Raw genomic sequence first — 12,776 nt, 5'->3', positions numbered from 1 at the left:
ATATGGAAATGACATAACTCAGATTTATGCTAATATCTGAGTTGTTTTTTCCTGGCAAGACAAAATACTTTATTTATAATTGATCCCCCTTTCAACTCATTAATGAGATTGATGTTTACCAATCCAATATTCGCCATAGTCTTTTTCCAGGCATGACTTAAGCGATTCATTCTCGACACCTAATTGTTGAACCAAAGTTAATGTATGTCGTATATGAGCTGCTTTTGCGCGAGTAACTTTAAAAGTCACATTCAGATCCGCATTCGCCTTTTTTGAGCATTCTTCCAGCAGTAATTTTTTTGAAATTCCACGAACATGTTTGGAATTTATTTCTTCTACAGGAATAAAATTTTTTTCTTTGACCAAACAACGCATGACATAATAATAGGTATGAATTTGTTCAAAAGTGATATTCAGATTCATTTGTTCCTCTTCATTATAAATATCCATCATTTGATTACGGGGAAGTGAAGGATCATACATTTGCGCAAGATCCTCCCTTCTCATATATTCAGCTTGAGCAGGTGAAAGTTTCGAGGATTTGTTATTGGATAATAACAACATGCCTAGAAATATGCCGCCGGCAACACTTAAAAAAGTGAGTGCGGGTATCATGCCTAATACGATAAGTGATGCACTCATTAAAATTCCCAAGAATGGAACAGCAATTTTCCAATTATTAAGTAAAAAATAATAAACGGGTCTAAAAACATAAGTGTAAGGAGCCAAGCAGAATCCATAAACCAAGCTCCTACCTATTGTATAGATCCAGAAATTACGCGCTTCCCTCTTGGCATTATCCTGTGCTGCTTCAAGATAGGTAAAAGTTGTATCAGCAAAACCAGCATAGTTTAAAAAATGATCTAAAAAACCATTAGGTCCTTGTTTATTTTTTGGTGGAGCCACGTGGATAATATACCAGTCATTTTTCCATACTCCAAAGGCAGATACAGGATCACTACCCTGTTTTTGCACCATCACTTCTGGTTTATGCTGCAACTCGTCCCAATGATCGAACAGATTTTTGAATCCTTCATTCTGCAGTCCGGCAGGATTTAATGCATCGACACGTGAAAGCGTATAATTTCCTTTATCAATTGCCAGTAATAAACTTAGTGATCCACCTAGACTTACACCACATACGTGAATTTTGTTTTTCTGTTGCCTTAACCAACTGTGTATTTTTTTTCGGCCCGTCCGATAAAGTGTTTCTCCTACGGTTTCGAGTCCTTTCGCGTCAGCGTTAATTTGAGGTATGAACCCTTGCCCGGCTGGATAAGTTGTGCCCATAAATATTAAGTGAGATTCTGCTTTCTCATTATTAATTGGCTCAAGGCCATATGCAAAAACACGATCTTTATCTTGTATGAAGAAGCGGCGCCACCCTGACCTATTGGTTAATTCGATTGGTTTTACTTGATACTCAATAAGTTCCCAATGTCCCTCAATGCATTGTGGTATTTTAAATGATTCATAAGGAGTTAAATCTCCATATGGAAGAAGTGTTAAACAATTGCTCAAGTAAAGATTTGCTTGTTCTTTTTGATGGCTTGTTAATTCTTTTTCTTTTAACTGTTCGAATAGTTCTATGAAACCTTGTTGAAAAGCACCACGTAATTCTTTTAATAATGACCAATCACGTGCCACAAAAATAGCATGAACCACAGCGGGGGTTAGAAACTCTGTCCACTGCTCCGTCCATCCCATCATTAAAAACCGTACCGCATTCCGGGCTATAATAGGAGCCTGCTTGTCTGAAGGTACCCCATCAATCGTTTCGAATTCACGTTGTGATGAAAAATTAAGTTCTAAACCTCCCTGAAAAGCAGGCTTTATAGGCATATCTAATGCTCCTTCTATTAAAAAGAACAGAATGATAATCTTTAGTGGACATAAAAGAACGCTGTATTAACGCTCAATAACAAAGCAAAATACTAACGTTCTAAATAATAGAAATATAAATAAAAAGTATTACAAATTTTCTTGTTGCAAAGAGGCCATTACAGCGGGACGTTCTGCCATTTCGTTCATAAATGATTCTATATTTTTATAAGAAGAAAGATCCATTTTAAAATGATGGGTCCATCTGAGAATGACAAAAAGATAAGCATCAGGTAGTGTCAACTCGCTACCCATTAAATAAGGTCCTTGTGATAAGTGCTCATTAATAAACTTAAGCTTTGTATGAACCATAGATGTAAACAATTTTTTTGTTTCTTCATTTAAATTGGCATGGAAAAATATACCTACTGTTTTATGCAATTCAGTAGCAATAAAATTTAGCCATTCCAAAGTATGGTATCTTCGTAAATTCCCAACGGGTGCTAATAGTTTTTGGCTTGGAGTAATATCTGCAAGATACTGTAAAATAACCTGATTTTCGGTGAGTAAATCTCCATTATCGAGATGGAGTGCAGGTACGGATCCTTTAGGATTTATGGATAAATAATTTTCATCGGAATGAGTTTTTTTGTCTTTCAGATCAACTTCTTCTTCTTCAAAATGAAGCCCTAATTCATTTAAAACAATTCGCACCGCCAAGGAACATGCTGATCTGGCATAATATAGTTTCATAACCACTCCTTTGGTTTAATTTGTTAAGGTTATCTTATATGTGGAAAAAACAATTAGATATCATATTCTTTTTGTAGGCAATTGAACACTACTGAGATCACATTATCGTGCTTTGGCGCCTTTTTGTACTTTCCTTATCTAAATAATCTTCTATTTCAGCGAATAATTTCATGGTTGAAGATTCCCTTTTAATGAAAGAAAGAGAATCCCAAATGTATTCTTTTCTGAGGACTTTTAAAGTCGATTCATTAGTATTTTTCCAGTCGTGGATACTCAATAACAATTGATCTAATGTTAAATTTTTATCTGGCCCTTCAATTTTTAAATATAATTCTTTTAATTTTAAAAATTTTTTTTGAGTGGAAGGGGATTCAGGCTCAAGAAGAAGCATATCCTCCATTCGAGAATAAAGCTTCATCAATACTTTTTCTTTGGCAGCATCTGACTCATGAAAACAGGCTGGCGGAGGAGGAAGCACATAGAAATTCCGTTTCTTGCTGGGACAACCATATTCTAATAGAGTTTCACAAGGGAGGTTCATTAAAAAAAAGGAAGAAACCGAAGAAGGAACAGGGGCATGAAGCACATCTTCGACGAGCTTTATTGCTGAATGCCTGCATGTATTTCCTAAATTTAACTTATTGAGATGATTCAATTGACTGACATCAACTGCATTCAATTTTTTTTCTTCACTGAGTTTTAATTGCACTGTATCAGGATCCATTTCTTCATCTGAGGACGAAGGAATGTGGCTTTTCTGGGCTTCCTCATCATCATAGGATAGCTCCGGTTTATAACATTTGTAGCTGTCATGATTTTTCAAGGATTCTAAAACGCTTACAAATTCTAAATATTGATCATAGGTTATATCGTAGGCTTGGTATGTAATTGGAAAGTGACCGGCTTTCTCACGAGAAACGCCTTCATCTTGTATGAAGGCATCCGCTGCTGAAAAAAGTGCTTTACCGAGCATGCTTATATCATGACAATATCCGGCATCTTTTTTAGGTCCACAATCTAGTTTTTTACCCACTCGGCAAAGTACGTGACGAATTCTGGTATTATCATATACCCCCAGCATAATGAATGAATGTCCTTCCTTCTTGACAATCGAAATGAAAAAATGATCCGTTTTTTTATTGACTACTAATGAGACAGGAGGCTGGTACTCTTCTTCAGATAGATTGGATGGTCTCTTTTCACTTGCCATGATGTACCTATTTAATCCAAAGTGGAAAATATTATCACGATGATATTAAATAAACAACCTGATGATTATTTAATTGCAGTACAAGTTGATCCCATCCTATAAACTTCAGGACATACATTGTAATTCAGGATAATTTTTCAAAATGACTTTGTATAAATTTTGGTTTACTTTCATGATTTCATCTCCCAATTTGGAATCAGGATTACCCTCGCCTCCTTTACTATTTAATGCAACTACAGTAACCACATTATTGCACGGTTGCCAAAAATACATGACACGAAATCCTAACGTACTTCCTTTATAAACCCAAAAGCGTTGCTGGAGATCTTCATCATAAAGATAACCTACACCCAAACCAAAACCATGGGGATCTTCTTTTGTAACCGTAGGAATCGACTTGCCCGTTTTCATCGAAACTACCGATTCAAGTTCAGCTAGAATTTGTTCCCTAAAAAGGGGTTTTATTAAAGCTCCATGATAAAGCAATTGAACCCAACGAACGACATCCTCGGTCGTAGCAACTATGGCCCCTGCAGCACCAGCCCAAGATAAGTCATTAGAAAGGGTATCTATTAAACGATTATCCTCTTCATTATAAAAATATCCATGGACTCTTCGCTGCTCAATTGACTTTCCAACCGTTTGGCCATCAGGTCCCGCAGGATAAAATGAATTGTCTAATCCATTTTGTGAATTCATGATTCGCAATTTTAATTGATTGGCAAAAGTATCTTGAGTCACTTTCTCTATAACTAAAGCAGCTAAAATATAATTTGAATTGGAATATTCAAAAGAATTGCCATTTTCCTTTTTAAGTGTTTTTTCAGGATGGGCGTATTTAAGTAATTCTTCATCAGTCCAAATCCTGTCCAAATGCGCCTCCATCTCCTTTGAAAACTCATCATCAGCAGAGTAATTCGGAATACCGCTCGTCATATTCAATAATTGTCTTAAAGATACATCTTTCCAATTTGGATACTGCGGTAGCCATTTCCCTAAGTGGTCATCTAAAGATATTTTATTTTCGATTTGTAATTGCAGCAGAATTAATGCGGTAAAAGACTTTGTGATACTACCAATATCATACAAATTTTTTGTGGTTACAGGTTGTGATAAAGGAGGGAAACCTAGAGTACCATATACGACTGTTTTTATTTCTTTTTTGAAATTTGTTTGATTCTGAGGTATTAAAACCGATGCCGAAATGGCAGTAAATTTTTCCTTTTTGCTGTATTTTTTATAGTAGTCTTCTATTTCTTTTTGTAATTGTGATGTGAGGAATGAATCATTGGCATTGGCATAAAGTACTGGTGAGGTATAAAAGAGAATAAAAGCAAATCCCAGGAGATGTGATCTAAGTTTCATACTATCATCCTTGTTTAATCATTTTGATATTAACCCTGCTCTCGATGAGCTTAATCTGCAGGGCCTTGTGGCCCGCAGTGCTAAAATTAACCAGTAGCTTGAGCTCTGATTTGGATCTTTTCTAAAGCATTTTTGAGACGTTTTATCACTCTATCCTTACCCAATAAGGTCAAAGTCATATCAATTGATGGTGACATACTTGATCCTGTTACAGCAACGCGCAACGGCTGGGCTATTTTACCCATATTTATATCAAATTGAGCACTGATATCATTGATGCACTCTTGTAAATGGTCTTTTTCCCAAGTGGCAACCGATTGTAATCGTTCGTAAAGTGCAGTTAATGGTTCTAAAATCACAGGGCGTAAATGTTTTTTTACAGCATCTTCATCATATTCGATAGAATCTGTATAAAAATATAAACTCATCTCACATATTTCTGCTAAAGTTTTACAGCGTTCTGCTTGAATGGAAACCAAATCGGTTAGCTTAGGTCCCTGAGATACATCTATATTTTTCTGTTCGAAGTGCCAATGTAGCGCTTGGGCAACATCCTCTTCTGGATCATTTTTTTGATAATGTTGATTAAGCCAATATAACTTCTCATAATTAAAACTGGAAACTCCTCGACTCACATTTTTGAGATCAAAAAGCGCAATCATTTCATCCATGCTGAAAATTTCCTGATCACCACAAGACCAACCCAACCGTACTAAATAATTCAATAGCGCATGAGGTAATATTCCCATTTCTTTAAATTGTAATACACTCACAGCACCGTGCCTTTTAGACAAACGCTTACCATCCTCACCTAAAATCATGGGTAAATGAGCAAAAATGGGAATGGGCGCACTTAGTGCTTGAAAAAGATTAATTTGTCTCGGTGTATTATTGATGTGATCATCGCCGCGAATCACATGAGTGATTTTCATGTCTATATCATCGATAACTACAGCAAAATTATAGGTAGGATGTCCATCGGATCGAACCAAAATCAAATCATCCAATTCACTATTTTCTACATGGATTTCACCATAAACTTCATCATGGAAAGAGACCGTTCCGTTTTGGGGATTTTTAAAACGAATAACAAAAGGTTTATCGGATTGAGGCAAATCTTTATCACGACAGTGGCCATCATACCGGGGCTTCTCTTTTGCAGCTAACTGTGCTGTCCTTAATTCTTCTAAACGTTCTTTACTGCATTCACATCGATATGCTTTACCTTCTTCCATAAATTGCTGAGCAACTTGCTTGTACCGATCGTAGCGCTCTGTTTGATAAAATGGACCTTCGTCGTAATCCATCCCCAGCCAGGACATACCATCTAAAATAGCCTGAACCGATTCCTTAGTGGAACGCTCTTGATCTGTGTCTTCAATACGCAAAATAAATTGACCATGATGATGTTTTGCATAAAGCCATGAAAATAAAGCAGTTCTCACGCCACCCACATGTAAAAATCCAGTAGGGCTGGGGGCAAATCGGGTTCTAACTGTCATAATATCTTCCACATTGTAAGGAATAAAATAATCGGGCTATAATAACTGACTTTGCATCTTGGGTGAAGCAACTCTCTTGAGAATTTCGACTTCTTTATAACTCACTGAACTGAACCTTTTTAAGAGTATCAACAGAGCGCAGAACAGGAGTGTACTGACAGTACATGGAGAATCGAGCATCACATCGATGAAGTAATTTGCCTTAATGTAGCGTTTTAAAAAATGTAAATTGTATAAATCATACCAGGTTACACGATTCGTTACTCAGGCTAAAATAAAAGTATTATACGAACTATTTGGTGAGTTATTTTGAAAAGCATTGGTATTAAGTATCAACTAAGAATTACCACCCTGATTCCAGCCTTTTTAGTCGCCCTGCTTCTCGCCATTTTTTATAATGGACTCTTTGGTAATGACTTAAAACAGCATATGTCCCGGTTAGGAGAGGCATACATTCGACAGTTACTACCAGCAGCCCAATATGCAATGCTTCGCGGCGATGATCGCACTTTGCAAGGATTAATCAATGCGTCTACTATAAATCCAGAAGTCATAGCCTTGGCATTTTACAACAGTGATGGACAGTTACTCGCATATCGCGGAGGAAAACACTCTCTAAACAAGCCCTTTAGCCCTCCTAAATTTACGGGGGATTATATTGAAAGCAAGCAGATAAATCCTTTTACAATCAATTTCATTGCACCCGTGACCATCCCTAAATTCAATCTTTATTCCAACTCTCCCTTTAAAAGTTTATTAAGTCCGATGACCACTCGAGCTGATGATATCCTGGGATGGCTATCCATTGACATTGATACACGTTCCATGATCATCAAAAGATACCAAATGCTCATTGTAACCATTTTTATTACTTTATTTGGTTTACTCATGGGTTTAACAATTCACTATTTCCTCTCCAAACGTATTTATTTGCCTATCTCACGTTTACGACGAAGCATGAAGCAAATTTTGCGCAACGAGTTCGAAACAGAAATTAAAACAACAAGTCCAGGAGAGCTGGGCATCATTGAGCAAGGTTGCGCCCACTTACAAAAAAAATATTTGGAAACCATTCATGATCTAAACCAGCATATAGAGGTAGCTACTGAAGACTTACAGCAAAGTCTTGAATTATTAGAAGAAAAAAATATTGAGCTATCACTCGAGAAGAAAAAAATTGAAGAAAAAAGCAGGCAAAAATCCGAATTCATTGCCAATATGAGCCATGAAATTCGAACGCCAATGAACGGAGTCATTGGTTTTACTAATGTATTATTAGAAAGCAAACTTGATCCGCTCCAATTGGATTATGTCAAAACAATTAAAGCTTCTGCACAAGATTTATTAGGCATTATTAATGACATTTTGGATTTTTCCAAAATCGATGCAGGAAAACTTCACTTGGATTGCATTCCATTAAATATACGTCATTGTATCGATGAAGTTCTTACTCTTGCGGCACCAAACGCTCATAAAAAGGGAATTGATTTAATCCCAATTACCGATATTAATGTCCCCAAAATAGTTTTGGGTGATCCCTTTAGAATTAAACAATTTATTACTAATTTAGTTACAAATGCCGTCAAATTTACGGATCATGGCTACGTGCTGGTCCGAACTAAGGTAGAACAGGAAACAGACAAGGATTATACATTATGTATTTCCGTTACTGATACTGGCCTTGGGATTTCTCCAGAAGATCAAGGCAAATTATTCACCGCCTTTAATCAGGCAGATACCAGCATCACTCGTCGCTATGGCGGCTCTGGACTAGGTTTAGTCATATGCAAAAAACTATGTGAAGAGATGCATGGACGTATTACTTTTACTAGTGAACTCAATAAAGGATCAAGTTTTACTGCTTATGTTAAAGTAGAAAAACTGCTTGCATATGAAATTGAGAAAAATCAAATACATCCCTTCGCACATTTTAAAATGTTGTGCTTCGATGACAATACACTTCATTTAGAAGCGCTTTGCAATGGATTAGGTTATTGGGGCATCCAATGTGTGGCAGTGAGTTCCTTTAATCAACTGACCAAAGCACTGAAGAAAAATAAAGACTGTAATATTGCTTTTCTCAATATCAATAAAGGTTATGAGCAACAGATTGCAAAAATCATCTCCGAATATAATTATTTTCCTTATGTTTTGATTTCTAAATGGCTTATTAATGACTACACCGCACTTGGAGCGCAAGGCTTTTTATATAAACCCATTAGTATTCAAAAACTGCAAGACGTCATTGAGTTACTCACCAGCCAAGAAAATGTAGAAAAACCGGTAAATCATGAGTTAGATAGTCTAAGGGACCAATTACGTTTTATGCGACCCGATTTACTGATTGCTGAAGACAATCCTGTCAATAAAATGCTTTTGGACTCTCTACTGGGAACTCATGCTAATATGACTTCAGTTGATGATGGAGAAATGGCAGTATCTGCATGCAATGAAAAAAAATATGATTTAATTTTACTCGATTTACAAATGCCAAAAATAAATGGATTGGAAGCAGCACGTCTTATTCGTAAAAAATCCCAACTGAACCGCCATACGCCTATTGTTTTAATAAGCGCGAACGGTAGTGATGTGAATAGCATAGAACTAAAAAAATGCGGCGTAGACTTTTGTTTGCAAAAGCCCATAGATGAAAAACAATTACTCTCGCAAATTATTCGTATTGCGGATAAAGCGAAACACGCGGCAATAGATTGGCAATTATGCGTACAGAAAGTTTCTGGAAATCAAGTAACTTGCAGAAGAATTTCTTTCCCGTCTTGTCGAAGAGTTACATAAAAATCGTGAGGAATTCATCCAGTTAATGCATAATAAAAATATTAAAAAACTGGGGGAAGCGGCACACAAACTTCACGGAGCCTGTTGTTTTTCTGGGGTTCCCACCTTACAGAAAAAAGTGGTCCACGTAGAAAAATTAGCGACACATGCTGCATCGATTGAAGAATTAGCGACTCCTTTTGCAGAATTAATTCAAAGTATCGATGCCGTAATTAGTGAGTACGAAAATCTCAAGGTAAGAATTTAAATACTTTTTATCTTTTGTAAGGTTTGACTGAAACACACGCAGTAATCTTTAATACAGGAGAAAGAATGTCTATTAAAAATGCAATATACGCCCAATCTGGTGGTGTAACCGCTGTAATTAATGCTTCAGCTTGTGCTGTCATTCAAACAGCTCGACTATATCCTCAACATATCGGCAAAGTGTATGCCGCAAAAAATGGCATTATAGGTGCTTTAGATGAAGAACTAATCGATACATCACTGGAGAGCGATGCAGATATTGCCAAGTTAATAGAAACACCTTCAGGAGCATTTGGCTCATGCCGTTATAAATTAAAAAATGATGGGGATGAATATGAACGGCTTATAGAGGTATTTAAAGCACATGATATTGGTTATTTCTTCTATAATGGAGGTGGAGACTCACAAGATACAGCTCATAAGGTATCCCAAATTGGTACTAAAATGGGTTATCCAATTACATGTATCGGTATTCCCAAAACAGTGGATAATGATTTACCTTATACAGATACTTGTCCAGGTTTTGGTTCTGTAGCGAAGTATGTTGCTATTTCTACCAAAGAAGCAGGCTTTGATGTCGCCTCTATGGCCGCATCTTCAACTAAAGTTTTTATACTTGAAGTGATGGGTCGCCATGCAGGATGGATTGCAGCATCAAGTGGGTTGGCAAGCCAAAAACCGGATGAGCCCCCTCATATTATTTTGTTTCCCGAAGTTCCTTTTAATCAAAAAAAATTTTTAGATAAAGTGCATGAATGTGTGAGATCTTATGGGTATTGTGTTGTTGTCGTTTCAGAAGGCATACGTACTACAGAGGGTAAATTCTTAAGTGATGCAGGAATAAGGGATGCATTTGGCCATGCTCAATTAGGTGGTGTTGCCCCCGTCATCGCACAGCTCGTCAAATCTGAGTTAAATTTAAAATATCACTGGGCAGTTGCTGATTATTTACAACGCGCGGCTCGGCACATCGCTTCCAAAGTTGATCTGGATCAAGCCTATGCGCTCGGTAAGGCTGCAGTAGAATATGCTATGAAAGGTCATAATGCCATTATGCCCATCATCATTCGCGAACATGATGAACCTTATCAATGGTCTATAGGACATGTTGACTTAGAAAAAGTAGCCAATCAAGAAAAATCGATGCCTGCAGAATACATTACTGCAGATGGGATGGGCATTACAGATACTTGCAGAAAATACTTATCCCCTCTTATCCAAGGCGAGGCTTATCCAGACTATGTCAATGGATTACCTGATTATGTCCGTTTAAAAAACCAATTAGTTCCAAAAGTCCTAAGGCCAAGAAGTGCGTAGGTAAAATAACTTGGCTTGAACCAATTGCAGCGATTGGGTGAGGAATAGAGCATCCATTTCTGTGCTGCAATTAAGTTCATCTATGTTACAGTTTCATTTAGATGAACAACATGGACTTAATTTAAACCATAGCCCAAGACATTGTATTTAGATAAGAATTCTAAAGCTGTCTTTTTAATACAAGTTATTAAGCAACCTTGGAGTTCATCTGCTACAATATCATTAAGGAAAGAGAGTAAAGAGGACTTCCTTTTCTTGCCATGGCAGGTTGTATCATTGTTTTGGCCTATTTTTGTTGTACTTATTATAAATGCCATTTATTTAGCATAGATGTTGTACCAATTTTTAGGAGCAGATAATGAAAGAAAAAGGGTTTACTTTAATTGAATTAATGATAGTTGTTGCAATAGTTGGTATTCTTGCAGCTATAGCTATCCCAGCGTATCAAGATTATGTTGTCAGAGCTCGCGTTACTGAAGGCTTAAGTCTCGCTTCCTCAGCACAAACAACAATTTCTGAAAATGCAAGTTCTGGGGCAGCTCGGTTAGACTTGGGTTGGACTCCACCGCCAGGCACTCCGAATGTAAACAGTGTTAATGTAGATCAGAATACAGGAATAATCACAGTGACTTACAGTAATTTAGCAAATAATGTGGTTTTAACGTTAACCCCACAATCTAACGGAGCCCCACTTGTAGCAGGAACCCCACCCACTGCACCCATAACCTGGACTTGTGCCGTGAGTAATGCTGCAGATGATAGATATGTCCCGGCAAACTGCAGAATCTAATCTTATCTCGAAAAAAGTCGCTTTTCAAAAGCGGCTTTTTTATTCATTATATAATTTTTATCTAAAAAGAGTTGATATATGTCGCGTCGAGATCGTATTGAAGAGTTGGTGAGTCAAGAGTTAACCCCGGTTTATTTAAAAGTTGAAGACGAATCGGCCAACCACCATGTACCTGAGGGCGCACAAACTCATTTTAAACTGACTGTTGTTTCAACGAGATTCACTGACTTGTCCCGCATATCACGGCATAGACTGTTAAACCAAATGCTCAAAGAAGAGTTTGAACTGGGATTACATGCTTTAACTATGCACTTATTTACTCCCAAGGAATGGGAAGACAGGGGTGAAGTGGTTTCTCAATCTCCTGTTTGTAAAGGTGGGTTTAAAAAAGAGCAAAAAGATCTTAAAGAGTAATTTTTACTTTTTTTAATTTTCAAATCTTCTTTGAAGATTGTATTAATGCATTACCAAAATCCCAATCCTTTTCACCTACGTGCCGCGACTAATTCGCGCATCCAGGCAATGTTCATAGGTGAATACTTCTTTAGTTACTTTGACATAATTCGATAGAAGTGCTATCGAAGATAACCGCCTTTACCTAGCGCTAATAGATGCCGCGAACCAGTCGCGGCACGTAGGCAAGGTATGGGTTTTGATGCAAGGAATAAGTTTTAATGCTGGTTTCACTCCCCTTCATCTACGTGCCGCGATTTACTCGCGGCATCAAGGTAATTTCACTTAGGCAAAGAATGAGTTTTGATGACAAAGATAAGTTTTAATGCTGGTTTCACTCCCCTTCGGCTACGTGCCGCGACTTGCTCGCGGCATCAAGATAATTTTCACGTAGGCAAGGTATGAGTTTTGATGCAAGGATAAGTTTTAATGCTGGTTTCATTCCCCCTTCGTCTACGTGCCGCGATTTACTCGCGGCATCAAGGTAATTTTCACGTAGGTAAGGAATGAGTTTTGATGCAAG

9 protein-coding genes and 1 pseudogene are annotated in these 12,776 nt (G+C 37.2%); 4 read left to right on the top strand and 6 right to left on the bottom strand.

Features of this window, described 5'->3' with window-relative positions:
• Positions 1 to 99: 99 nt before the first annotated feature.
• From BU07_RS0108720 to gltX, 5 genes are all read right to left on the bottom strand, one after another.
• Entirely contained in the window at positions 100 to 1,842 is a 1,743-nt protein-coding gene (locus BU07_RS0108720) for a hypothetical protein (protein WP_031565247.1), read from the bottom strand.
• A 129-nt stretch (positions 1,843 to 1,971) separates the two neighbouring features.
• Positions 1,972 to 2,574 carry a glutathione transferase GstA gene (gene gstA / locus BU07_RS0108715; protein WP_031565245.1) on the bottom strand — a complete coding sequence of 201 codons (603 nt, stop codon included), beginning with the start codon at positions 2,572 to 2,574 and terminating at the stop codon, positions 1,972 to 1,974.
• 97 nt (positions 2,575 to 2,671) lie between these two features.
• Positions 2,672 to 3,784 carry a hypothetical protein gene (locus tag BU07_RS0108710; protein WP_051635522.1) on the bottom strand — a complete coding sequence of 371 codons (1,113 nt, stop codon included), beginning with the start codon at positions 3,782 to 3,784 and terminating at the stop codon, positions 2,672 to 2,674.
• Positions 3,785 to 3,889: 105 nt separating this feature from the next.
• Positions 3,890 to 5,149, bottom strand: a complete 1,260-nt coding sequence (locus BU07_RS0108705) for a serine hydrolase domain-containing protein (protein ID WP_031565241.1) — start codon at positions 5,147 to 5,149, stop codon at positions 3,890 to 3,892.
• A gap of 86 nt (positions 5,150 to 5,235) precedes the next feature.
• The gene (gltX, locus tag BU07_RS0108700) at positions 5,236 to 6,651 is read right to left on the bottom strand and encodes a glutamate--tRNA ligase (RefSeq protein WP_031565239.1); all 1,416 of its coding nucleotides are present in this window, start codon (positions 6,649 to 6,651) and stop codon (positions 5,236 to 5,238) included.
• Positions 6,652 to 6,957: 306 nt separating this feature from the next.
• Here gltX and letS point away from each other — a divergent pair.
• From letS to BU07_RS0108680, 4 genes and pseudogenes are all read left to right on the top strand, one after another.
• A pseudogene (gene letS / locus BU07_RS16760) lies at positions 6,958 to 9,694 on the top strand (two-component system sensor histidine kinase LetS).
• 65 nt (positions 9,695 to 9,759) lie between these two features.
• The gene (locus BU07_RS0108690) at positions 9,760 to 11,010 is read left to right on the top strand and encodes a 6-phosphofructokinase (protein WP_031565237.1); all 1,251 of its coding nucleotides are present in this window, start codon (positions 9,760 to 9,762) and stop codon (positions 11,008 to 11,010) included.
• 358 nt (positions 11,011 to 11,368) lie between these two features.
• A complete protein-coding gene (locus BU07_RS0108685) occupies positions 11,369 to 11,800 on the top strand; it encodes a pilin (protein WP_031565235.1) in 432 nt (143 codons plus the stop codon).
• A 78-nt stretch (positions 11,801 to 11,878) separates the two neighbouring features.
• Positions 11,879 to 12,214: a BolA family protein gene (locus BU07_RS0108680; RefSeq protein WP_031565233.1), complete on the top strand. Its 336-nt coding sequence runs from the start codon at positions 11,879 to 11,881 to the stop codon at positions 12,212 to 12,214.
• 373 nt (positions 12,215 to 12,587) lie between these two features.
• Here the strand turns inward: BU07_RS0108680 and BU07_RS17515 are convergent.
• A partial coding sequence (locus BU07_RS17515) for a hypothetical protein (protein ID WP_031565231.1) occupies positions 12,588 to 12,776 on the bottom strand: 189 nt, incomplete at its 5' end.

The organism is Legionella wadsworthii DSM 21896 = ATCC 33877, from assembly GCF_000701265.1.
Lineage (GTDB): Bacteria > Pseudomonadota > Gammaproteobacteria > Legionellales > Legionellaceae > Legionella > Legionella wadsworthii.
This window is presented reverse-complemented; position numbering and strand designations above follow the sequence as displayed.